This is a genomic window from Bacillus sp. es.036, from assembly GCF_002563635.1.
Taxonomy (GTDB): Bacteria; Bacillota; Bacilli; order Bacillales; family Guptibacillaceae; genus Guptibacillus.
On sequence record NZ_PDIZ01000003.1, the window covers coordinates 279,238 to 304,847 of the forward strand.

At 39.4% G+C, this 25,610-nt stretch carries 19 protein-coding genes; 11 read left to right on the forward strand and 8 right to left on the reverse strand.

Going from position 1 to position 25,610, the window contains the following annotated elements; genetic code table 11:
* Positions 1-11 precede the first annotated feature (11 nt).
* The 4 genes from ATG70_RS20160 to ATG70_RS20175 form a co-directional block, all read right to left on the reverse strand.
* Entirely contained in the window at positions 12-1,325 is a 1,314-nt protein-coding gene (locus ATG70_RS20160) for an alanine/glycine:cation symporter family protein (RefSeq protein ID WP_257147832.1), read from the reverse strand.
* Positions 1,326-1,423: 98 nt separating this feature from the next.
* Complete coding sequence (locus ATG70_RS20165) at positions 1,424-2,614, reverse strand: MFS transporter (protein ID WP_098446226.1); 1,191 nt, start codon at positions 2,612-2,614, stop codon at positions 1,424-1,426.
* Entirely contained in the window at positions 2,607-3,038 is a 432-nt protein-coding gene (locus ATG70_RS20170) for a MarR family winged helix-turn-helix transcriptional regulator (protein ID WP_098446227.1), read from the reverse strand. The genes ATG70_RS20165 and ATG70_RS20170 overlap by 8 nt, the downstream gene beginning before the upstream one ends.
* Positions 3,039-3,168: 130 nt before the next feature.
* On the reverse strand, positions 3,169-4,701 hold the full coding sequence (locus ATG70_RS20175) for an FAD-dependent oxidoreductase (RefSeq protein ID WP_098446228.1): 1,533 nt from the start codon (positions 4,699-4,701) through the stop codon (positions 3,169-3,171).
* Between the two features lie 222 nt (positions 4,702-4,923).
* On the opposite strand from ATG70_RS20175, the gene ATG70_RS20180 reads away from it, so the two are divergent.
* From ATG70_RS20180 to ATG70_RS20205, 6 genes are read left to right on the forward strand one after another with little or no spacing between them, the layout of a single operon-like run.
* Positions 4,924-6,516, forward strand: coding sequence for a diguanylate cyclase (locus ATG70_RS20180; protein ID WP_098446230.1), 1,593 nt, complete (start codon positions 4,924-4,926; stop codon positions 6,514-6,516).
* Between the two features lie 25 nt (positions 6,517-6,541).
* On the forward strand, positions 6,542-7,585 hold the full coding sequence (locus ATG70_RS20185; RefSeq protein ID WP_098446231.1) for a HEAT repeat domain-containing protein: 1,044 nt from the start codon (positions 6,542-6,544) through the stop codon (positions 7,583-7,585).
* Positions 7,586-7,598: 13 nt separating this feature from the next.
* Complete coding sequence (locus ATG70_RS20190) at positions 7,599-8,987, forward strand: glycosyltransferase family 2 protein (RefSeq protein ID WP_098446617.1); 1,389 nt, start codon at positions 7,599-7,601, stop codon at positions 8,985-8,987.
* Positions 8,988-12,260 (forward strand): hypothetical protein, encoded by a 3,273-nt coding sequence (locus ATG70_RS20195; protein WP_257147817.1) that lies wholly within the window; start codon positions 8,988-8,990, stop codon positions 12,258-12,260.
* Between the two features lie 50 nt (positions 12,261-12,310).
* On the forward strand, positions 12,311-12,676 hold the full coding sequence (locus ATG70_RS20200) for a response regulator transcription factor (protein WP_257147818.1): 366 nt from the start codon (positions 12,311-12,313) through the stop codon (positions 12,674-12,676).
* The gene (locus tag ATG70_RS20205) at positions 12,669-15,557 is read left to right on the forward strand and encodes an ATP-binding protein (RefSeq protein ID WP_098446232.1); all 2,889 of its coding nucleotides are present in this window, start codon (positions 12,669-12,671) and stop codon (positions 15,555-15,557) included. Before ATG70_RS20200 ends, ATG70_RS20205 begins: the two co-directional genes overlap by 8 nt.
* A gap of 18 nt (positions 15,558-15,575) precedes the next feature.
* Here the strand turns inward: ATG70_RS20205 and ATG70_RS20210 are convergent, their stop codons facing one another.
* Positions 15,576-17,132 (reverse strand): ABC-F family ATP-binding cassette domain-containing protein, encoded by a 1,557-nt coding sequence (locus tag ATG70_RS20210; RefSeq protein ID WP_098446233.1) that lies wholly within the window; start codon positions 17,130-17,132, stop codon positions 15,576-15,578.
* Positions 17,133-17,403: 271 nt separating this feature from the next.
* On the opposite strand from ATG70_RS20210, the gene ATG70_RS20215 reads away from it, so the two are divergent.
* Entirely contained in the window at positions 17,404-18,570 is a 1,167-nt protein-coding gene (locus tag ATG70_RS20215) for an endonuclease (protein ID WP_098446234.1), read from the forward strand.
* Between the two features lie 38 nt (positions 18,571-18,608).
* Here the strand turns inward: ATG70_RS20215 and ATG70_RS20220 are convergent, their stop codons facing one another.
* A complete protein-coding gene (locus ATG70_RS20220) occupies positions 18,609-19,499 on the reverse strand; it encodes a manganese catalase family protein (protein WP_098446235.1) in 891 nt (296 codons plus the stop codon).
* Positions 19,500-19,513: 14 nt separating this feature from the next.
* The gene (locus tag ATG70_RS20225) at positions 19,514-19,726 is read right to left on the reverse strand and encodes a YuzF family protein (protein WP_202407304.1); all 213 of its coding nucleotides are present in this window, start codon (positions 19,724-19,726) and stop codon (positions 19,514-19,516) included.
* A 135-nt stretch (positions 19,727-19,861) separates the two neighbouring features.
* Here ATG70_RS20225 and ATG70_RS20230 point away from each other — a divergent pair, with 135 nt between their 5' ends.
* Entirely contained in the window at positions 19,862-20,308 is a 447-nt protein-coding gene (locus ATG70_RS20230) for a staygreen family protein (protein WP_257147819.1), read from the forward strand.
* Between the two features lie 54 nt (positions 20,309-20,362).
* Here the strand turns inward: ATG70_RS20230 and ATG70_RS20235 are convergent, their stop codons facing one another.
* On the reverse strand, positions 20,363-21,079 hold the full coding sequence (locus ATG70_RS20235; RefSeq protein WP_098446236.1) for a 3-ketoacyl-ACP reductase: 717 nt from the start codon (positions 21,077-21,079) through the stop codon (positions 20,363-20,365).
* Positions 21,080-21,272: 193 nt separating this feature from the next.
* Here ATG70_RS20235 and ATG70_RS20240 point away from each other — a divergent pair, with 193 nt between their 5' ends.
* From ATG70_RS20240 to ATG70_RS20250, 3 genes are all read left to right on the forward strand, one after another.
* Positions 21,273-22,658, forward strand: coding sequence for a sigma-54 interaction domain-containing protein (locus ATG70_RS20240; RefSeq protein ID WP_098446622.1), 1,386 nt, complete (start codon positions 21,273-21,275; stop codon positions 22,656-22,658).
* A gap of 118 nt (positions 22,659-22,776) precedes the next feature.
* On the forward strand, positions 22,777-24,174 hold the full coding sequence (locus ATG70_RS20245; RefSeq protein ID WP_098446237.1) for a YjiH family protein: 1,398 nt from the start codon (positions 22,777-22,779) through the stop codon (positions 24,172-24,174).
* A gap of 32 nt (positions 24,175-24,206) precedes the next feature.
* The gene (locus ATG70_RS20250; protein ID WP_098446238.1) at positions 24,207-25,532 is read left to right on the forward strand and encodes an aspartate aminotransferase family protein; all 1,326 of its coding nucleotides are present in this window, start codon (positions 24,207-24,209) and stop codon (positions 25,530-25,532) included.
* Positions 25,533-25,610 lie beyond the last annotated feature (78 nt).

Sequence of the window (25,610 nt, forward strand, 5' to 3'; positions counted from 1 at the left end):
ATCGCTTTCTTCTATCGAGAAAGTTCTTTGTATGATTTTTTGACAACGCTACTTAAAGCGATCAGAGCAATGACGTTCGGTAATACCATAAATGCGTTAAATGTATCGGCAAGTTGCCAAACGAACGGAACGTTTAGGACCGTCCCAAGAACGATGAAGATAAGCACAGCGGCACGATAATACGGCACACTTTTTTCACCAAATAAATAGTTCACGTTTGTTTCACCAAAGTAAGCCCATCCTAAAATCGTTGTAAAGCTAAAGAACAATAAACTAAACGCAATAAAGTAAACACCAAAGCTTCCGAGCCCACTAGTAAAACTGGCCTGAGTTAATTCGATGCCAGTTAAATTGGAACTTGCACCGTCAGTTACGAGAATAACGAGGGCTGTAACGGTACAAATAATCACGGTATCAATGAGAACACCGACCATGGCCACAAATCCTTGTTGAGCAGGGTGTTTCACTTCTGCCACAGCGTGGGCGTGAGGTGTTGACCCCATACCTGCTTCGTTGGAGAATAGCCCTCTTGCAACGCCATATCGAATGGCTTCTTTAATAGAAGCACCAAGCACTCCGCCTCCAGCAGATTCAGGAGTGAAAGCTGACTCCACGATAAGTGATAACGCTGGAAGTACTTGATCAAAATGTAAGACAAGAATCATAAGGGCCCCAATGATGTAGAGTAATGCCATGATTGGAACAACATTTCCAGCAAATCGGGCGATGCGATTGATACCACCGAATAGAATTAAACTAATTAATATCGCAACGCCGAAACCGATCACAAGCGGTGGAATTTGAAAAGCGGTTTGAAACGCTTCTGCAATTGAATTGGATTGTACCATATTCCCGACAAATCCAAGTGCACAAATAATGGCTATGGCAAAGAAAGCGGCTAGTTTTTTACTACCTAGACCGTCGCGGATATAGTAAGCAGGTCCGCCTTTCACAACTCCGTTTTCTTTAACGCGAAACTTCTGAGCTAGCACAGCTTCCGCAAAGATCGTGGCCATACCAAGAAAGGAAGAGATCCACATCCAAAAAATAGCTCCTGGTCCACCTGCTGCAATCGCAGTGGCCACTCCGGCTAAGTTTCCTGTTCCTACTTGAGCGGCAATGGCTGTTGAGAGCGCCTGGTAAGATGATATGCCGTTTTGTTTCTTTTTCGAGAAAAGGGGGCCAAATGTTTGACGAAACCCTTCTTTTAAACCTGTAAACTGGATAAACCCAAGACGTATCGTGAAGAATAGTCCAGTTCCAAGAAGAAGGGAAATCATAATAGGTCCCCACAGAATCTCATTTATTGCTTCTATTGCTTGCACTGTTGTCAACTCGCTCTCATGAAAAAATAAGATTCTCCAATGATAGCTTATTTTTTCACTATACTTCAACCCATTAAATCACTATGGTAACCATTTCCTTAGTAATTTGTTTGTGATTGAAGACGTTTTTCTGTTTTCTTCTGTTTTTGGATCCATTGATAAAAGAACAAAATTCCAATAACAAAGATGCCGAGCATCATGTAAAGATTTGCATATCCTAAAGTGGTTACGATAATCCCAAGTATAAACGATCCGGTTGCAATTCCCGTATCGAAAAAAGTGAAAAACGTGGCAGTGGCGTGTGCACTTCTTGATTCAGGAGCGGCTTGTATGGCTAACGTCTGAAAGCTTGGGACAATTGAGCCATAACCTAACCCGATTAACGCACCTGCAAGAAGTAACATCCATGACTCGGTTGTTAAGCTAAGTGTAACGAGACCGAGCGCAAATAGAACGAATGCAGGCAAGATGACCGTATTCGGTCCTCTTACGTCAAACATTCTGCCAGTGAAAGGTCTTGAGACGAGCATCGCTACAGCAAATACGGCGAAAAAGAATCCTGCAGCTTCAAGAAGACCAATTGATTTCGCATAGAGCGAAATAAATGAAATAACGCTCGCATATGAGAATGCGACGAAGAGGCCAACGATTGCAATAGGAAATGATTTTTTCTCAAAAAGATCATTGAACGTTAATTTATGGGTCGGTGCGGGTTCACTATTTTCAATTACTTTCACCCCGAGTGTACAGAGAACGCCAATCATCATAATTCCACTAAGGACAAGGAAAATTGTCATATATGAAACATATTGAAGAAGCGTAAGGGCGATAAATGGTCCTGTAACAACTGCTAGATTCATAGACATCGCAAAGTAACCAAGGCCTTCTCCGCGTCGTTCACGTGGAATGGTGTCTGCTGCAATTCCCCCAGCTGCGGTTGTCACAATACTAAACCAAACCCCATGAAAGAAGCGAAGAAAAAGCAACGCAACATAGTTATCGACTAATGGGTATAAAAAGGAGGATGCTGCAAAAAAAGCTGCGCTTGTAACAAGCATTTTCTTTTTCCCAAACCGATCAATTAATCTACCAGAAAAAGGCCGCACAATAATGGCAGATAACAAGAAGATTGTAATGATAAGACCAGCTTCAGATTCACTCCCACCAATTTCTTCTGTAACGTAAATTGGAAGTAGTGTTAGTAGCGCATAGAAAACGATGAAAATAAATAGATTACTAATGGAGATGTTTAAAAAACTTTTGGTCCAAATCGGTTGTTTATTAGACATGTTGCTCCTCTCCTTTCTTTGCTCCAATTTGTTTTAAAAGATAATAAAAATGAGCTTGCTCTTCAGATGATAATTGCGACAGGAGTGACTCTTCCAATTTTTGAATGGATTCTTTAATAACAGGTAAGAGGTTTTCTGCTTCCTGCGTGAGACGAACAATCCGTTCCCGTTTATCAGAACCTTCTGTTCGTGTAATCCAATTGCTTTTCTCCATTCGCACGAGCGTGCGTGTTGTAGTAGGAGCTTCAACATTTAAATATTTCCAAATGTCTGTCTGTTTCATTGGTCCAAATTGATCAAGGCAGTACAAAATGGTCCATTGAGAACTATAGAGGTGGTAGTGTTTTAGCAATTCGTTCACTTCTTTTGTGATAAAGCGAACTTGTTGATGTAAGTTGTGAAAAATATCGCTCGTTGAAATCATATTTCCTCCGTGGAATTTTCATTTTATTTACCTGGGTAAATAATCACATAAGGTACAGTCTAGCGACATTCTTACCAGTTGTAAAGCAAAGGTGCTTGAGAAAAAATAAAAAAGCCAATAATGGCTTTTTTTAATCAAGCTCGTCTTTTAAATTTATTAGTGGCTTATCCGCAGGTCCTTCAAGCACATCGCCATCAATACTGAAGCGAGATCCATGACAGGGGCAATCCCATGTACGGTCATCGTCATTCCACTTCACTTCGCAATACAAATGAGTACATGTTGTATCAACAACATGGAGGTCTCCTTCAGGACCTTTATATGCACCAGCTTTTTTCCCATTAACTCGAACGATCGCAGCTTCATCATTTGCAAGTTCTGAAATCTCTTTAGTAAATGATAATTTGCCTTTGATCATTTCACTTGCAACATTTGCATTTTGCATAAGAAATGTTTTGATGCTTGGGTCTGCATGAAAGCGAGAGGGAGAGAAAAGATCAACATATGGATTGTCTTTATCTAACAGATAGTCTCGGAATAGTAAGGCTGCTGCCGTGCCGTTCGTCATCCCCCATTTATGAAATCCGGTTGCAATAAGGATGTTTGGCTCGTTTTTTGTAACAGGCCCTATGTACGGAAGTTTATCAAGTGTAAAGAGATCTTGTGCTGACCATCTATTTACTATTTCAGACAAGCCAAACGTTTCTTCACCAAAAAATTTCAAGGCCTGATAGTGATCTGTCACTTGATGTCCTTGACCTGCCTTGTGACTTTCACCTCCGAACAAAACAATGTTTTCTCCATTCATTTGATAGCTTCTAAGGGAGCGCTTTGGCATATCGGCACTAAGATACATGCCACCTGGATAGGCTTGCTTTGTTTTTGCTGCAATGACATAGGATCTTTCTGCATACATCCTAGAGAAATAAAGAGCATTGCCATCATAAAATGGAAAATGCGTACAAGCAATGACTGTTTGACATGAGATTTTTGCTCCATTCTTTGTCACTACAATAGGATTTAATCCTTTTTCAACATTGACTGCGACGGTTTGTTCGAATATCTGACCCTGCTGCTCTTTAATCTTCTGTACAAGTGGAGAAAGGTAAGCTACCGGATTGAAATGAGCTTGATTTTTCATTACAATCGCAGCTTTAATTGAGATATCAATTGGGAGGTGATTCTGAAATTCACTGTGAATTCCTAATTTATTGTAAGCGTTCATTTCATTCGTTAGTTTACGCGCGTAGTTATCTGTCGTCGTATAAAGGTAGGAATCTTCCTCTGTGAAAGAGCACTGAATGGATAACTCATCTATTGTTTGTCGTATAAACTGAAACGCTTCGTTGTTTGCATCGTAATATTTTCTCGCTTTCTCCTTTCCGAAGTGGTTAAATAATTCATCATAAATAAGGTCATGCTGCGCAGTGATTTTCGCTGTCGTATGTCCAGTCGTACCATTCAAGAGTTGATTTGCCTCAAGAAGAACCACCTTCTTGCCGACTTTTGAGAGAAGGTAGGCGGTTGTTATACCAGTAATTCCACCACCAACGACCACAACATCAGTGGAAATGGATTCAGTAAGTGTTGGATTATTTTCATGGCGACTATCGCTTCGCCAGATCGGCTCAGGATTTTCTGGCCATGTGCTGTTAACGTTCAATTCGATTCCCCCCTATAAGTTTTTGTTCCTCTCCTATTTTTTCCATCAAGAAGCTTTTCATTCATTTAGAGGGTGAAAAAGGAACGAGTGCAATTGAATCAATTAAATAATATATGGAAAATCGGTATAATATTTCTTGTAGAGGAACTTTAACTCAATTATGATGAAGATATTTAATAGTTCGACAAAATTTACGCTTTATTTTAAGTAGGGGGCATTATCTTGGAGAAATACAAAAAGAAGTTTGTTTCAAATATGAAAGAAAAATACGACGAAATTAGTGCAAGAAATATAAGTATGACAGAAAAAGAATTATATGAGTTATTACATACATTTAAAGGTACTGCCGGAACAGTTGGCTATCAGGTGTCGGCTGATAAGGCAGAAGCGTTGTTGTCCAAGATGAATCTTGAAAGTGAACGGATTGTATCAAAGGAAGAAACCATTCATCTTCTTGACACTGTCATGGAGGAGGTTCTAGAAGCGGCTATAGAAAATAAAGAAAAAGAGCCAACAATACAGAAGATGATCATGTTAATTAACCCAAACCCAATGGTGCTAATTGAGCGAAAAGCTCAGTTGGAGCAAGAGGGCTATATTGTTTTTGCAGCGATGGATCTTAAGAAGGCACAAACTGCGTTATACGATATGAATCCCGATTGTATCATTGTAGACTACCAGTTAATTGAAACGGATCAATCAGATATTGCTAAAGAAGTGAGAGAAAAAGCCGAGTTACAGTTTATCCCTTTTATTATGACGGACTCAGTTAGTTCTGCTACAAATCGCATTAATGGGTATCGTTTTGGAGCGGATGATTTCCTGGATCATGAAGTGTCGTTAGAAGAGTATCTTCTACGAGTAAATGGAAAAATCGCGAAAAGAAAAACAATTGTCCACTCTGTCTTAACCGATGAGCTTACGGGCGCTTATAATCGAAAATACCTTGATAGCCAGCTAAATTATATACGCTATGATCTTGTAAGAAATGATGAGAAAGCTTCGCTTGCTATTTTTGATATTGACCATTTTAAATCAATTAATGATAGATTTGGCCATTTAATTGGGGATCAGGTCCTAAGAAAATTATCTCAATATATCATTGATGAGAAAAGACGTACGGATATTTTAATTCGATACGGTGGTGAAGAATTTGTATTGCTATTACCTGATACCACAGCAGTGCAAGCTGACCAATTTCTACAAAGGTTGTTAAATGGGTTTCGAACAAAAAACTTTCGATGTAAAGAAGAGACTTTCTCCGTAACGTTTTCTGGAGGGATTGTGGATATTGACGGCTCTTCTACTAATAAAAAACTATTGAACAAGGCGGATGAAGCACTCTATCGAGCTAAGGCAAATGGGCGGAATCAAATGGTTATCTATGAAAGCAACCTAACAGACATAAAGTCTGTTAAAACGATTCGTATTGCGGTAGTAGACGATGATGAAATTATCCGGACGCTACTTACATCTCAGCTCCAACAGTTTCAAACGGATGAAAACTATGAAATTGAAGTGAAAAGCTATCGTGAAGGCGAAAGTTTCTTCGAAGATAGCTGGCATAAAGTAGGCCCTTCTTGTCTAGTTTTACTCGATGGAATTATGCCGAGAATGGATGGCATTGAGGTATTGCGGAAATTACGTCATGAAAGTAGTCAAGGCAAATATACAGTAATGATGCTAACAGGACGCAAAGCGGAGAAAGATATTGTTAAAGCTTTGGAACTTGGTGCCGATGACTATATTACAAAGCCATTTAGTATGGGGGAATTAGAAGCTAGAATTAAAAGGTTGATTCAGAAGATGCTCTAATAAAAAGATTGAGGCGATTGAACGTATGAGTGCTATTTTCATTATTTTTCAGGTGTTTTTAATCCTATTTGTTGTATTAACCGTTCTTTTTCTTTTCTTAATCGGTCAGAAAGTTCGATCGAACCGTTTTGATAGGAAGAAGAGTGAGTGGAAAAAATATTATCTTGAACATATTACTAGCGCTATTCAAGGGAAAGAGGAGTTACGACTGCCAGAAAATTATCCTATGATTGAAGCTTTTGAAGAAGTCATTACACGGTATTATTCATTAATAAAAGGGAAGGCTTCCACTGATCAAATGGAAGAATTAGTGGAAAAGACGCTGCATGATCATTATAAAAAAAGGCTACACCATCATCGGTGGAGTATACGTATGAACACGCTACATCGAATTGAAAAGTTACGTATGGTTTCGCTAGTTGAAGAATGTGTGAGTTTATTAGACATAAAACGAACGAGCGAATTAGAAGTGATTCAAGTATTGCGGATTCTTGCAAACTTACAAGATGATCGTCTTTATATGATTCTATTAGATGAAGAAAAGGAATATCCGAACTTTTATTATCTGGATCTATTTCGGCGCCTGGATGATATTCACTTAGACTACTTTATTGATTCGATAACTAACTTTCCTCATTGGGTTCAATTCGCTCTTATTGAAGTAATGGGGGAGCTGGGGGAGTATAAATATTTAAGAACAATTGAATCTTTTATAACGTCAAACGACACGGAATTTCGAATTCGTTCACTAAAGTCTCTTGTGAAAGTTGGCTATGTGACAGATGCAATGAAGGTTAAGGCATCACTCCATGCAGAAAGCTGGCAAGAAAGGATGATGTCAGCTAGGTTGTTTAAATTGGTGAGAGATCACCGTTTTCTCGAAGATTTGTTAAACCTTCTATCTGATGAAAGCTGGTGGGTTAGAACCACTGCAGCCGAATCGCTTCTAGCTCAGGAAAACGGTCGAGCGTTGTTGGAAGAGGTTGCGGCAACTCATATTGATCCATTTGCGCGTGATACTGCAAAAGAATGGTTAGTTAGAGGAGGTGTAGATCGTGTCTATCGCTAGTGTGTTTTCTACCATGCTACTTATATTTACTATTTTTGTAGCTGTGTATATGGTTGGAATTATTTTATTTTACCTTATCCTCTTTGTCATCTCTGCTATCCAACTAAGGAAAGAATACAAACTTGATCAGTACGAGCCATATGAAGAATTGTCTCAATCCTCTTTTACAAGACCTGTGTCGATTCTAGTACCTGCTTATAATGAGGAGGCTGGTATTGTACCAAGCGTGCGATCACTTCTTAGTATTAATTACCCTGAGTATGAAGTGGTCGTTATTAACGATGGATCAAAAGATCAAACATTAGAAGTCGTTATTAAGTCCTTTGAAATGGTTAAGGTTGAGAAAGTTATTCGAAAACAAATTAAGTCGAACGAAATTATTAGCGTCTATCAATCAACCATTTATGAAAACTTATATGCTATCGATAAAGTAAATGGAGGGAAGGCTGATGCCCTTAATGCGGGAATAAACATTGCTCATTATCCCTATTTTTGTTCACTGGATGGTGACTCAATTATTGAGCGAGATGCCTTTGCGAAAGTGATGAAGCCAATCATAGACTCGAAAGAAGAAATTGTGGCAGTTGGTGGAAGTGTGCGAATCGCAAATGGTTGTAAAATTGAGCGAGGAGAAGTAATGAAGGTTGAATTATCAAAAACTCCGCTTGTCGTTATGCAAGTAATCGAATATTTTCGAGCTTTTCTTATGGGAAGAATTGGACTCTCGAGACACAATCTCTTATTAATCATTTCGGGTGCATTTGGCGTCTTTCACAGAGAGAGTGTTGTTAAAGTAAACGGTTATCGCACGGACACGGTCGGTGAAGATATGGATCTTGTCGTTCGACTTCATAAACAAATTAAAGAAGAGAAATCAGGTAAGAGAATTGTATATGTTCCGGATCCCGTCTGTTGGACGGAAGCACCAGAATCTTCGAAGATCCTAAGAAGACAACGAAGTCGTTGGCACAGAGGGCTTTTCGAAAGTCTCTGGCACAATAAGAAAATGCTATGTAATCCTAAGTATGGTCTTGTAGGTGTCGTTTCAATGCCATACTTTTTAATTGTTGAATTTCTAGGTCCGGTCATTGAGTTATTAGGCTATATCATTATAATTATTTCCCCATTTCTTGGAGGGATTTACACTTCTTTTGCAGTCCTTCTCTTCCTTCTAGCAGTTATTTATGGGTCGCTTTTATCAATGAGTGCTGTCCTGCTAGAAGAATGGAGCTTAAGAAGGTATACAAAAGTACAAGATTTAATTCGACTATATTTCTATTCTTTATCTGAAGCGTTTTGGTTTAGGCCGTTAACTGTATTATGGAGAGTGGAAGGAATTATTCAGCTTATTCGTCGAAACAACAGTTGGGGAGAAATGAGTAGAAAAGGGGTTTCAAAATAAGTGAGTCACATAAAGCGCAAGACGATCATTGGTTTCCTACTTGGAGTAATAGCACTAGTACTTATTCTGTTGTCTCCTGTCCTGCTTTGGTTTATGAGTAATGAATCTACCAGTGATATTGTCATTATTGATAAAACCATTCCAGATAAAACGTATCGTGAACATAAAGGACTTACATGGATTTTGAATCATAAGAAGTGGATAAAGAATAATGGAACGCCATACAACGCATCAGAAGATTATATAGGATTCCACCCAGGAGATGGTGAGGAGTATAGCATTGACTCTTTTCCAGATTCGTTAGTAGGTAATGACCTCATCTATTTAGCGGATTCCTATGGCGTATACGAAGACGATTGGTATGGGAAAGCATCCGAAGGTGATCGTTCTGAAAATATTTACGGTGGAATGACTCCAGAAGAAGTGAGTTTGATTTCAGAAGCTGTGCAGAAGGGGTCAACCTTTATTGCTGAATTTAATGCATTTGGTAGTCCGACTGAAGAGAAGGCACGGCAGGGTCTTTATTCAACTTTAAACCTTGAGTGGTCAGGGTGGATTGGGCGATATTTCGATGATCTTTCGGTCGGTGGTGAAGTGCCGGGTTGGGCTATTGATAACTATGAAAAAAAGTATGATGGGAAGTGGGACTTTTCGGATCATGGGCTTGTTTTTGTGAACGAAGATGACTCGATCATTGTCATTGAGAAAGAAGGCATTGGAGATCAAACAGTCCAATTTTCATTCAATGATAAAGGATTGGAATGGATTGAAGATTCTTTAGTGAAAGAGTCGATGTCATATCATTATTGGTTTGACATCGTGGAACCAATTGACGAGGAAGACGTGCTTGCAAACTATACAGTAGATGTGAGTCAAGAAGCAGAAAAATCACTTGAAGACGCTGGAATTCCGCTATCTTTTCCAGCTGTTATGAAACACAATCACTCTTATTATTTTGCGGGTGATTACGCCGATTATGATGGTGACTTGAATTTTCACCAATATAAGTGGTTACCGGCCATTAATCGCTTATTGACAACAGGTGATAACGAAACGGTTGAAGCTTTCTACTGGAAAGTTTATATGCCGATGATGGAAACAATCTTACAAAACCTTAAAGACTCTGATAAAAAGGAAGAAAGTTATGTGAATATCCCTACTATAAAAGGTGTGCAGGTTGCGAGTAAAGTCGGTGACGATAAAATTCAAGTGTTTCAAGATGGAGAGTGGTCAGACCTTATTATTAAAGGCGTTAATATGGGGATCGCAAAACCAGGTTACTTTCCAGGGGAAGCAGCGATCACAAAATCAGAATACAAACGATGGTTCGATCAAATCTCTGACATGAATGCAAATGCTGTGCGGATTTATACCATTCATCCGCCCGCTTTTTATGAGGCACTATTAGAACACAATAAAGAAGCAGATAAGCCGCTATATATATTTCATGGTGTATGGGTAGAGGAAGAACCGTTACTTAAGACTCAAGATGCTTATGCGAATGAAAATACGCAGCTTCTTGAAAAAGCAACGAAAGATACGGTTGATCTTATTCATGGGAATGCAATGATTGAAAAGAAGGTGGGTCATGCAGGAGGCCGTTATACGGCAGATGTGTCACCATACATACTTGGCTGGGTACTTGGAATTGAGTGGGATCCTGAAGTCGTTGTAGCTACAAATGAAAAGCATCGTGACATGAAGCAATATAATGGCAGCTTCATCACGACAAAGGATGCGAGTCCTTTTGAAATATGGATCGCAAATATGATGGATGATACGGTTCATTATGAGATGGAAAAATACAACTATCAAAGACCTGTAAGCTTTACAAATTGGGTGACGACTGATTTACTCGATCATCCTGCAGAACCCTCTAAAAAAGAAGATTTGGTTTCCGTTGATCCGAATGTCATTCAATTAAAGGAAGACTATTATGCAGGGCAATTCGCTTCTTATCATATTTATCCTTATTATCCAGACTTCCTAAATTACGAAGAAGAATACGTAAATTATGTTGATGAGAGCGGTGAGAAAAACAATTATGCAGGCTACCTTAATGCACTTAGAAAAGTGCATAAGATGCCAGTTGTAGTTGCTGAGTTTGGTGTACCGGCTTCGAGAGGGATGACGCATCGGAATGTCTACGGCATGAATCAGGGCGGAAACTCTGAGGAGAAGCAGGGAAAGACAGATGCCAAATTGTTTGAGAACATCGTTGCGGAAAATTATGCAGGTGGAATGGTGTTTTCCTGGCAGGATGAATGGTTTAAACGAACATGGAACACAATGGATTTCGATAATGCAGATCGTCGACCATTCTGGTCAAATGATCAAACAAATGAACAGCAGTTTGGATTACTAAGTTTTGATCCTGGTGAAAAGCTGAAAATAAAAGTGGACGGAGATGTAACGGATTGGGAAGGTGAAGAGCCTTTATTTGAATCAACTGTTAAAACTCAAAACCTCCAACGTTTCTTTATGACTAGCGATGAGAAATCTATTTACTTCCGACTAGACTATCAAAACATGTCACCAGAACGAATGGAACAGGATAAGACGATGCTACTGTTTGATACGATTAACGGACAGGGAAGCAAGGATATTTCTAAAGATCCAGAATTAAAAACTTCGTCTGGAATTGATTTTATACTTAACCTGACTGGAGAAGAAACTTCACGACTTACCGTACACAGCTACTATGATGCATTCTACTACCAGTATGCTGAAGACCTTGGTCTGATTGAGGAAAAAAACTATGCCAGTAAAAAGGATAACGATGTGTTTCATCCAATACGTTTAGCCTTGAACAAGCAACTAACGATTCCGAGCACAAGAGAAACGCTTCCATTTGATGATTATGAAACAGGCATCCTAACCTATGGTAATGGAAATCCAGAGAGTGAGGATTACAATTCCCTTTCAGATTTTATTGTGAAAGGAAATTCTATCGAAATACGATTACCGTGGGCTCTTTTCAATGTGAAGGATCCAAGTGAAAAAGAAATCATGGAGGATATGTGGAAAGACGGTCTGAGTGCTTCAAAGACAATAGACAGTTTTAAGGTTGGTGTGGTGATGTACGAAGGAGATGAGGAGGATGCAAGTCTCTCGCTCACTTCTATTAATGAAACAAAACCGGTTACTAAAAACGGACAGTTGGACGAATTGTATGAATTTACTTGGGACAAATGGGAAGAACCTCATTATCATGAAAGATTAAAACAATCTTACTATATTATGCAGGAAGAGTTTAGCCGATATAAGGAATAGAGGGGAGACCCTTCTATTCTTCTTTCAATTAATTGAAAAGGGTGATTTTCGTGGCTCCAAAGTTGTTAGTCGCAGAAGATGAAGAAATTCTACGAATGTTAATCGTTGATACGCTTGAAGACGATGATTATGAAATCGATGAAGCTGAAGATGGCGCTGAAGCATATGACTATATTCAAAGCAAAGCGTATGACCTCGTTTTACTTGATTATATGATGCCAGAAATGACCGGTCTTGAAGTGATTAAAAAGGTTCGAGAGCAAGGGAATCACAATGTTAAAATAATGATGCTTACTGCAAAAGCGCAAAAAAAAGATGAAGAGATTGCAAGAGGGGCAGGAGCGGATTACTTTATTTCTAAACCGTTTAGTCCAGTGGAACTCGCAAACGTAGTAGGGGACATTTTAGGTGAATAGACAATGGAAAAGTAGTTTATCTCGACAATTTGTCTGGTTTATGAGTGGATTTTTGTTTTTAATTTTAATTGCGGCAGCTGGGCTGGGGCTTTATAGTCAGTCAATAGAAGCAAAGTATGAGGAGAAAGTGGTAGACCTTCGACAAAAACAACAGTATGCAGTTGAACTCGAAGATAGTTTAAATGATATGTTTTTTGAAGCTCGAGGGTATTTAGGATTCCGTTTAGAGGAACCTTTTTTAAGAAATTATGTTACTCAAAAAAATATGATTGCAAATAAGATCAAACAGCTTGAACCAGAGCTAGAAAGTAGAGGAGAAAAGGAATATATTTCAGACCTTCAAGGTGAATTGGTTAATTATTATAATCTTTTTGAAGACGCGAAAATACAGGTAGCTTCAGATAATACAGAAGGGTTGCAAAATCTTTCTCAAGATCAGGGCGGGAGTAATTTAGTCTATGATTTAAGAGCTCAAACGCGTGATCTCGTTTCTGATGTGGAGAGCGAAATCTATGCAACTGAGCAAGATTTGGTTGATCGCTTATCGAATTTACAGATGCTTTTCGTCTCATTTGTTATTTTCCTTCTATTAATTGCAACGATACTTGCTGGTATTATGGCTAGGCGTATTGGAAAACCACTTCAGGAATTGGCGTTAGCTTCTAGTCAAGTATCTTCAGGAGAAAATGTGGAAATGCCCCATGTGAGAAGATCAGATGAACTAGGGGAGCTTGCACGATCATTTAATTTAATGGTTAAAAATATCCAGCAAAATGAGAGGGCACTCATTACTTCGAACGATGCATTAGTCGAGCAGAGCGAAGAACTTAAAGGAAGTAAATTCACGCTTGAACAAAATGTAAAAGCGATGAATGTACAAAAAAAAGTGTTAGAGCATCGCAATGAATTAAATCGTTCGCTTGCGTCTACCTTAACGAAAAGTGAACTATTGCAAAGTATCATTACGAACATGATTCATATCCTTAACTCTGATAAGGGTATTATCGTTATGCTAAATCAAGGGAAAGACTATGCATCGCTAGGCGTTAGTCAAGAGAAAGTCCACGAGTGGATTGATCATTTAATAGACGGACCTGGCGTTAAAGCAATCGAGCAAAAGAAATTTCATACTGTTCAAAGACAGGCTTCAATTGGGGAAGCAGGTTATCATGGAGTAGAAGAAATTTCAAATGATATTTACATTCCAGTTCTTTCTGATAACGAACCAGTTGCTTTACTTTGTATTACGAGAATAGGTGGAGAATTTACGACTGATGAAGTAACGGAACTATCCGATTTGTCGCGTCAAATTTCGCTCGCTCTCGATAAGCTTCGATTATATGAAACGACTGAGAATGAGCGTCAAATCAATAGAGAGATCTTAAATACGATTCGTGAAGGGATTCAGCTCGTTGACAGAGAAGGAACAACTCGTGCTGTGAATGATCAAATGTGTACGATGTTGGATGCGTGCTTTCCTGATGGTGCGAATGAAAAACCGTTTACTGAGTGGAGTTCTAAGTTCCTTATGCAAGTCGATTTAAATGATCGGGATGCAGTGAATTCATATGTTCAAGATGTTATTGCAGGGGTTAAGCCTAAACAGAGTGAACTTATCTATCAAACGAATACGGAACCTTCCCTATTTATCCAAATGTACTACGAGCATTTATATACTGACGGTAAATTTATTGGTTCGATTTTCGTCCATCGGGATATAACCCGTGAACATGAAGTAGATGAAATGAAGAACGAATTTGTCAGTACGGTAAGTCATGAACTTCGTACACCCCTGTCGAGTGTCCTTGGTTTTACGGAGCTCATGCTATCCAAAGAGTTAAAACCTGATAAGCAGAAAAAATATTTAAATACGATCTATAAAGAAGCAAAGCGTTTAACATCTCTAATCAATGATTTTCTTGATATTCAGCGGATGGAAGCTGGTAAGCAAAACTATGATAAAACGCGAATTGATCTTAAAGAGATGATAGAAGAAGTACTCGATAGTTACCGTGATCATTCCAAGCTCCATTCTTTTACTATTGAAGATTTAGCGGATAAACATGAGATTATTGGTGATGGGGATAAAATTAAACAGGTGTTCAATAACTTTGTCAGCAATGCAGTTAAATATTCTCCAGAAGGCGGCACTATATTAACGAGATTTAGAGTAGAGAATGATGAGCTTTACGTGGATATTAGAGATGAAGGTCTTGGGATTCCACAGGATGCACTCTCCAAATTATTTACAAAGTTCTTTCGTGTTGATAATTCAGACCGACGCCAAATTGGTGGAACCGGACTAGGACTTGCCATATCAAAGGAGATCATGACTGCTCATAATGGCGACGTTCTCGTAACATCAGAATTGGGAAAAGGGAGTACGTTTACCCTTGTTTTCCCACTAGGAATCGAAAAGCAGTCGGTAGACTCTAAATCTGGAGAACTTCAAGATTCTGGCGTTTTGATTGTAGAGGATGATGAGAGTCTCGCTCTCTTATTGATGGAGGAAATTACCGGAAACGGGTTTGCTGTCCGTCATTGTAGAAGTGGTGAAGACGCGATTGAGCTCCTTGAGCAAATGACACCTGAGGGAATCGTCCTTGATATAATGTTAGATGGTCGTATGAGTGGTTGGGACGTGTTGAAAACAGTAAAAGAAACAGAGCGGACAAAAAATATACCGATCTTTGTTTCAACCGTGAGTGAAGAGAAGCAGCGTGGATTTGAACTAGGGGCAAAAGACTACCTTATTAAACCGTATCCTCCCAAAAACTTGACGAAATCGTTGATTAAATCTCTTGTGAACAAGAATAACAATGGAAAAATATTAGTACCTGATTATTCGATTGAAGATAAAGAAGAGGGCTTATCCGATTAAACGGATAAGCCCTTTTTTCTATACTAACTTTGTTGTCCAATCTTCACAGTTCCAGACATCGGTTGCAATGTCCTGGTAAAATTCAGGTTCGTGAGAGATCAAAATGATGCTTCCTTTGTATTCATTTAATGCGCGTTTTAGTTCAGCTTTAGCTTCAACATCAAGGTGGTTTGTTGGCTCATCAAATACTAATAAGTTTGATTCTGTATTCATTAATTTACAAAGTCTAAGCTTTGCTTTTTCACCACCACTAAGAACATCAACCTTGCTCTCAATATGTTTTGTCGTCAGACCGCATTTCGATAAAGCAGCGCGAATTTGCGCCTGGCTGTAGTGTGGGAACTCTCGCCACATTTCTTCAATACAAGTGTTTGATGTTCTTGTTTTGATTTCTTGCTCGAAATAACCAGTATAAAGGTAATCACCAAGCTCAACGGATCCTTCAATTGGTTTGATTTCGCCAAGAATACTGCGAAGCAGGGTTGTTTTACCAATACCATTTGCACCCATGAGGGCTATTTTTTGACCTCTTTCCATTGAAAGGTTTAATGGACGAGATAGTGGCTCATCGTAACCAATCACAAGATCCTTTGTTTCAAAAATAAGCTTGCCAGAAGCACGAGCTTGTTTGAAATGAAATTCTGGTTTTGGCTTTTCTTTTGCGATCTCGATAACATCCATTTTATCAAGCTTTTTTTGTCTGGACATGGCCATATTACGTGTGGCAACGCGTGCTTTGTTACGAGCAACAAAGTCCTTGAGCTGAGAGATTTCTTGTTGCTGTTTCTTAAATGCGGCTTCAACTTGTTGCTTCTTCACTTCGTATACTGACAAGAAGTTATCATAGTCACCAACATATCTTGTTAATTCTTGATTTTCCATATGATAAATCAAGTTGATGACACTGTTTAAGAAAGGAATATCATGTGAAATAAGGATAAACGCATTCTCATATTCCTGGAGATACCGTCTGAGCCAGACGATGTGCTGCTCATCAAGGTAGTTCGTTGGCTCATCGAGAAGAAGAATATCTGGTTTTTCAAGAAGTAGTTTAGCAAGAAGGACCTTTGTTCGTTGCCCACCACTTAAATCCTGAACATCTTTTTCAAGGCCTATTTCATCAAGTCCAAGCCCACGTGCAATTTCTTCTACTTTTGCATCAATAACGTAGAAATCATTGTTAGCAAGCATATCTTGCATCGTTCCTGTTTCTTCTAATAACTTCTCTAGTTCTTCTGGAGAAGCTTCCCCCATTTTCGCAAACAGTTCATTCATCTCTGATTCGTAATCAAATAGATATTGAAAAGCACCTTTCAGTGCGTCGCGAATTGTCATGCCTCGCTCAAGAACAGTATGCTGATCAAGATAGCCGACTCTCACATTTTTAGACCATTCTACAGAACCTTCATCAGGTTCCAGCTTACCTGTAATAATATTCATGAACGTTGATTTACCTTCGCCGTTCGCTCCAACTAATCCAATATGTTCACCTTTTAATAGACGAAAAGATACATCATCAAAGATGGCACGGTCACCGAATCCGTGCGTAAGGTTTTTCACGGTTAATATACTCATAGGAAAACACCCTTTATTTATGGTTTAACAATCCTCATTGATTATATCGGACAATGAGCTTTGATGAAAGTCAGGAAGAGGGGAAAACGATGGGAATTTTCGTCAGAGCAACATTTGTAGTAAAAAAGACTTGGTTTTATTCAACCTAATACATTTGACCTATTAAAAATAAAGGAATATTTACATCGTGTTACCACTGGCTAAATCGTGTACGTTTAAACTAAAAGAAGCTTCATGAACAAGAAGCAATTATAAAGGGGAGGGAAGCATAATGAACACGGCACATCGTACGTATGGAACAGTAGTTTTTATGTTAGTTGTTTCGTTAATTATGATGTATTTTACAATTACACCATCATTTGCAGATGGCTCAGGAACATCGTCATCACCATATTCGGTTACACAGGGGATTGCAAATCAGGGGAGTAGTGGAGCAGTCGAAGGGATTATTGTAGGAAAACCAGAATCAACATCCTCCATTGCAACATCTAGTTTCTCAGATGACTATGCGATTGCAATTGCTGACCAGGTAGATGAAACGAATATCAATGAGATGCTTTTTGTCCAGGTTCCATCCTCGTTAAGAAGTGATTTTGGGTTAAAAAGTAATCCGGATTTAATAGGTGAATCAGTTGTTGTAAGTGGAAGTTTAACAGATTACTTTGCTCATGCGGGAGTTAAAAGTGTTTCAACGATCGAATTATCTGACAGCGGAGGTACTGATGAAACTGGAGAAGGCGGGTCTTCTCCTTATGATGATACATACTATCGCTCTGCTGTTGGAAAAACAGGCAGTTCTTTGAAAACAGAATTGCATACGATTATCGATGATCATACAGAGCTTTCTTATAGTGGCGTGTGGGATGCCTTGAGGGTGACAGATGAAGATCCATTAAATCCTAATAATGTGCTTCTTCTTTATAGTGGAAGATCTCAAAGTAAGTATGAAAACGGTGGAAATGTAGACGACTGGAATCGTGAACACGTATGGGCAAAATCTCATGGAGATTTTGGAACATCGATGGGACCAGGAACAGACATTCATCACCTGCGCCCAACTGATGTTACCGTTAATAGCTCACGTGGTAATCTTGATTTTGATAACGGTGGCTCTCCCCAATCAGAAGCACCTGGAAACTACTATGATAGCGATTCCTGGGAGCCGCGCGATCGTGTAAAAGGGGACGTGGCTCGAATGATTTTCTATATGGCGGTTCGTTACGAAGGCGATAGCGGTGAAGTTGATCTTGAGGTGAATGACCTTGTAAACAATGGATCATCACCATATATCGGTAAGGTCTCTGTACTGAAGGCTTGGAATGAAATGGATCCAGTAGATTCTTTTGAAGAAAATCGAAACAATGTGATCTATGACCAGTACCAACACAACCGGAATCCGTTTATTGACCATCCTGAATGGGTGGAAGCGATCTGGTAGAAAAAAGTACCTGCCGAAACTGAGGCAGGTACTTTTTTTTATAAATTTCTTAATAACCGCTTGGCAATCTGTTCATAATGATCCTTCGTAATTCCGGGTGCAAATTCTTCTGGAAGATCATCCAGATTAGGAATCGGCGCTCCTTCTGGAGCTCCTTCTATCACGCGCAGCCGTTCCCCATTTTCTGGATTCGTACCTTTCCAAATCTGTTTAATTCCTAGATAATCTCCTTCGCTCCAAGTGTAAAGAACATTGTTTAATCCCTTTTCTTCAAATTTTCGTGCATAGTCGAATTTGGAGTTATCAAGACTTGGTATTGGGAGCATTTTTGTTAAGTCTGTACCTGTCGCGATCTCAATCGCTTTTGCGTATGCAAGTACATGAGTTCCGCCACGTACGAGTAAGTAACCGATCATTTCACGTGCGGTTGGATGATCTGTCATTTCATAGACGCGCATTTTATGGGTTCGTGCACCAACCTCAAGAAAAAAGTTGTGAAGGAGATCAAGAACAAGATTTCCGCTACTGAAGACATAATCGCCACGCCATGAATTGCCCATACTATCAGCTGCAAGAGCTGTCTGGGCTGTAGCAACAAATTGAGCTGTATTACGCAGGTCCTTGGCATTTTGTAACGGGGTTAAATCAGGTGGAGCTTGAAAAGAACTTCCTGTGGTTAACAGATTAATTGAGGTTGTGACCAATTCCACATGTCCGAATTCTTCTGCAGTAATACTGGCAACAAGATCATAAAAAGGTTTTAACTTTTTTTTCTCACGAAAGCTAAATGACTGGAACATGTAGTTATTTAACGTAGATAACTCTCCAAAGCGTCCACCAAGCAAATCCTGTACAGCAGCTGCGGCATTCGCATCGCCATGCTCTGGTATCGGAAGTTCAATCAACTGCTTATCAAATCGCTTAAACATGTCATCCCCCCCTATTAATTAGGAAATACCCAGACGATTTGTTGAATTCGAACAAAAAAAGGGGTTTCATTCACTTCCAAAACAATATGATCTGGCATCACGGATTGCAGCATCCCTTGGAGCGATCCATTTGTTGTTTGTACTGTAATCATTCTTCCTTCAATCGACAGGAGTGTTTGATAGACATACGGGTCTACAGAGCTGATTAATTGAGGCTGTTGACTCAAATTCTCTCATCCTCTCAAAAAAAGGTTTTTACTGCTATTAATTTACGCAATGAATAGGTTGTCATAGTCTATAAGAATGAAATGAACCTATCTCTATGATTGCCCATAACCTGTTAGGGGAGAGGGTGATCGCAAGTGAAACAGCAACCTACAGTGACGTATCGTGATGGGATGAACGGAAACAAATGTGTATTAAGAAGAAAATACACATTAACACACTCTGATATCACTGGTGAGCTATTTTTAACTATTGGAAAAGAATATGCCATTGATCGTATTTCTTTCATTCGAGATGAGGTGCTTGGAAGCTTTCGAAACGACTGTGGATTGTATTATTACGCATATGTTTTAGTGGATGATCCAACTGAAGAAGGGAGAGAACAAGTAAGGAATCGTATATTTCGAAAAGAGTTGCCAGGGGCATTATCTGCTATAAGAGTAGGAGATACGGGGTTATTTCAAACTTATCCGGAACTTGATGATGTACCGATTTGGATTTACTTTGATTCTAATGAAGAACAGTGGGAAGCTTACGAATACTATGGATCATTTAGAGAATATAGAAACAGCCAGCACAAATAGGCTGGCTGTTTTTCTTTATTTACAATTCACTGAAAATGATAGGGGAATATCCGTTTATGGGTTTGTTGTCCACAAACCTGCTGTCTTAATGAAAACACGCTTGTTCATCTTTAGTTGGGCAACGATAAATTCGGCCATATCTTCTGGCTGGAGCATATTGTCCTGCTGTCCATCTGTTAAGTTATTCTCTACTGCAAGATCAGTGGAAACGGTACTTGGTGTTAGTGCACTAACACGAATATCATGCTTGCGAACTTCTTGAGCAAGTGATTCAGTTAGTCCCATTAATCCAAATTTAGAAGCGCTATAGGCACTTGTTACTGGGGCACCTTTTTGTCCTGCTGTAGAAGAAATATTGATAATATCTCCTGATTGCCGTTCGATCATGTCTGGCAGTACAGCCCGAGTGACATAATAAGCACCCAGTAAGTTAACCTGAATGATTTTTTCCCATTCTGCGATATCAAGATCCATGAAGCCCCCAAATTTTGCTATACCGGCATTATTAATAAGAATGTCGGTCTCACCAAGCTCGTCTTTAATCTTAGCAACTGCTGTTGTCACTTCTTCATTAGAAGAAACATCTGCAATTGCGTAAGAAGTTTTGACACCTACAGCTTCAATTTCTTTCGCAACGTTTTGAAGTGTTTCTTCTGTACGTGCGATCAGTCCAATATTGACGCCTTCTTTTGCAAGAGCGATCGCTACTGCACGACCAATCCCTCGAGCTGCTCCAGTAATGAGCGCTGTTTTTCCTTTTAGTGCTACCATGGTGACTCCTCCTTAAGTCTGTTCAAGTTCCATTCCACCGTATATTCTAGTCGTTCATTTTATTGCTGAAAAGAATTTTGCTTGAATTAACGCCTTGTATGATAAGATATGAATGTAATATTATTCAAAAATGAATAATAACTAACGAGAATATAAGGCACTTTGTAAGAGGATGACTGAAAAATATTCAAAAATGAATAAGTGGGGTGTTTATTTGACAGAGTGGAACGAATATAAAGCGATCTTTCATTCTTTGCAAGACGATATTCTAGTAACAGATCGAAATGGAATTATCGTCAAAGTTAGTGAAGGAACGGGTATGGTGTATGGCGTGAAAGCCAGTGACTTGATGGGTAGATCCGTTTATGAGCTTGAGAAAGAAGGATTATTTACACCACTAGCAACGCCGCTAGTAGTGAAAGAAAAGAAGCGCGTCACGTTTGTACAAACCGGTCCTGATGGGAGAAAGCTTCTTGTTACCGGCCTTCCTGTTTTCAATGATCGCGGGGAGCTTGTAAGGATTGTCAGTTATTCACACGATATCACGGAATTAATGGAAATTAAGGCTGGAATGGAAGAGATGTCTTCTGAGATGGAGCGTGTTAGAAGTGAGCTTGAACAGCTCAAACAACAGCAGGATGAAGGAGGGTTGATTGCAAGAAGTGATTCTATGAGAAAAATACTGGCTACTGGAAAGCAGGTTGCTGGGGTAGATGTGAACGTTCTTCTACTAGGTGAGTCAGGGGTAGGGAAGACAGAACTTGCACGCTACATTCATTCTAAAAGTGAACGGAAAGAGGCGCCTTTTATTGAAGTGAATTGTGGAGCCATTCCTGAGTCTTTATTTGAAGCGGAACTTTTCGGATATGAAGATGGCGCATTTACTGGAGCTAGAAAAGGCGGCCGCATTGGTCTTGCTGAAATGGCAGCTAGTGGAACGCTTTTTCTTGATGAGATTGGAGAACTTTCGCCACAAAATCAAGTGAAGGTATTGAAACTTATACAAGAAAAACGTTTTTATCGTTTAGGAGGCAGAAAGGAGATTAGCTCAGATTTTCGAATCATCAGTGCGACGAATAAAGATTTAGAACTAGCAGTACGTGAGAAAGTGTTTCGAGAAGATTTATATTTTCGATTGAATGTTGTTCCGTTAGTGATCCCCCCTTTACGAGAGAGAAAAGAAGACATCCTTCCTCTCATCCAATCGTTTGTTGATCACTTCTGCAAGGCGTACAAACGAAAGCGGATATTGAATAAAGTTGTTATTCATGAATTAACACAGCATGTGTGGAGAGGGAATGTACGAGAGCTGATGAATTTAATTGAACGCCTTATTGTTACTTCAGATGCATTCGTTATACACGAAGAAGATTTGCCTTCTACATATAAAAAAGCAACAGAATTTTATTCAGAAATGAATAATTTTAATGAGACATTACAAGAAACAGTAGAGAAAGTTGAGAAAGAACGCCTCGAGCAAGCAAGACGATATTTTCGTACGACAACAAAAATAGCTGAGGCGCTAGGAATGAGTCAACCTACAGTGGTTAGAAAACTCAAAAAATACAGAATAAAATAACTTATGGCACAATACTTGCATGTTAAAAGAAGCAAAGAGTGAAAATTTCTCTTGCTTCTTTTCTAATTTATATGCAAGAATATGAATTAATATTAAATTTGTCGAAGGAGAGTGAAAAATGGAAGTTAAACAGGAAAAGTCGTATTCTCTTGAAAGTGCCAGTCAATCGGTAAATGCTTCTCATTCAAAAAAAGCATATTCGTGGTTTATCATTCCTTCTCTAATTGGTATCTTACTATTTCTTGTCCCTGTTCCTTTTAATGGGAAAATGACGATTGGTGTAGGAATTCTAGCCGAATCTATTCAAATAAAACTGGCTCCAATTCTACCTGGCTTTATGACTGCTATACTCATTTTATCTGCTATTATACCTATTGTTACAAAAGCGTTTGAACCTAAGGCAATCATGCTTCGTCCTTTTCTTAAGCAACTATTCTATGTGAACTGGTTCTGGATCGGAACCAGATTGGTAGGAGCGCTCTTTGCGGTCATGACGTTATTTAAGTTTGGACCAGAATTTATCATTTCAGATGTATCAGGTGGGACGATGCTGTACTCCCTTGTACCTGTTCTTGCAGCATGGTTTCTCTTTGCAGGACTTTTAATGCCACTCCTACTGGAATTTGGATTAATGGATTTCTTTGGAACAGCCCTTCGCCATGTGATGCGCCCATTATTTAAATTACCTGGTCGCTCATCCATCGATGCGCTTGCTTCCTGGATGGGAGCCGGGACCGTTGGTGTATTGATTACAACGAAACAGTATGAAGAAGGTTACTATACAAAAAGAGAAGCGGCTGTTATTGCAACAAACTTTTCGATCAATTCGATTGCATTCAGTCTTGTTGTGATTAGTTTTATTGGTTTAGAAGATATGTTTATTCCTTTTTACTTTACGGTTGTCGTTGCAGGGTTAGTTGCTGCATTTGTTTGTCCTCGAATCCCACCGCTATCTCGTAAAGCGGACACGTATTATGAAGGGACAGGAAAACAGATTTCAGAAGATGTTCCTCAAGGTGTTTCTAGCTTTAAATGGGGAATGCAGAAAGCGCTCGAGAAGGCTTCAGAAGTAAAAGGTGTTAAGTATATAGCAGGGCAAGGTGTGAATACAGTGCTAGATATTTACTTCGCTTTGATCCCACTAGTGATGGCTCTTGGTACCATTGCACTGATCATTGCTGAATTCACTCCTTTCTTTACGTATTTATCGATGCCGATAGTCCCTGTACTAGAACTGATGCAGATTCCTGAAGCAGCTGCTGCAGCTCCAGCCATGCTCGTTGGTTTTGCAGATATGTTTTTACCTGCTGTAATTGGGACGGGTATCGAAAGTGAACTTACCCGTTTTGTTATCGCGGCTGTTTCGTTAACTCAGCTTATCTACATGTCGGAGATTGGGATTTTGCTAGTAAAATCTAAGATTCCGATTTCAGTTCTTGAACTAGCGATTATTTTCTTACAACGTACAGTTATTACGCTCCCGATTATCGTCGTTATGGCTCATTTCTTTTTATAAAATAAAAGCTGAATTTAAAGGAGGAGATCACATTGTCTACATCATTTGAACAGAGATACAGCAACATGTCAGACTATCTAGCACCTAGTATGGCGAAAGATCATCCTAATTTACCTGTCGTGAAAGAAGAAGGATGCTATTACTATGGTGCTGATGGAAAGACCTACCTTGATTTTACTTCTGGGATTGCTGTTGCAAATACAGGACATCGTCACCCAAAAGTGATACAGGCAATCAAAGATGGTGCGGATTCTCTGATGCACGGACCATCTGGAGTTATTATGTATGACTCCATTCTTCAACTAGCTGAACGACTGCAAGGGATTATGCCCAAAGGTTTGGATTGCTTTTTCTTTGCAAACAGCGGTACTGAGGCCATTGAAGGGGCGTTGAAATTAGCGAAATATGTAACGAAGCGACAGTACGTTATTTCATTTACAGGATGTTTCCATGGTCGATCGCTGGGAGCGCTGGGTGTGAGTACATCCAAAAGCAAGTATCGAAAGTTTTTGCAACCGAATGGACTAACGTATCAAATTCCATATGCTGATACTGCTAGTTGTCCCGAAGATCAAAGCGTTGAAGACTATTGTGTGAAAGAACTTGAGAAGGATTTTGAGCGTCTTTTTGATCATCAGGTTACTCCTGAGGAAGTTGCGTGTGTTATCGTGGAGCCGGTACTAGGAGAGGGCGGTTACTTAATTCCTCCAAAAGAATGGCTACAGAAAGTGAGAGAGATTTGTGATCGACACGGCATGTTACTCATTTTTGATGAGGTTCAAACAGGATTCGGGCGTACAGGGGATTGGTTTGCTGCGCAAACGTTTGATGTCACACCGGACATTATGGCGATTGCAAAAGGAATTGCTTCTGGGATGCCATTGAGTGCTACTGTCGCTTCAAAAGAATTAATGAGTCAGTGGCCAATGGGGACACACGGGACAACATTTGGCGGGAATCCAATCGCATGTTCAGCAGCGCTTGCAACTCTTGATGTGATTGAAGAGGAAGGATTACTTCAAAACTCCCGGGAAATGGGGGCATATGCTTTAGAAAAACTGGCGTTAATAAAGGAAAAGCATCAAGTGATTGGTGATGTGCGTGGTGTAGGCTTAATGATAGGCATCGAAATTGTCGACCCTGAAACAGGTGCACCTGATGGAAACGGGATGATGCGTGTTCTAGACTTATCACTTGAAAAAGGTGTGCTATTTTATCTTTGCGGGAAGCATCAGGAAGTTATTCGAATGATTCCTCCGCTCATTATTACAAAAGAACAGTTGGATGAAGGTCTGCGCGTTTTTGAGGAAGCTGTAACTGCTTTTGAACAAGAAAAGGCTGTCCCTATAGGATCGTAATAAGGTTAACCCTATCATCAAGTTGATGATAGGGTTTTTGCTTTTACAAAACTTTTCCGTATCTAAACAAAATTCGTG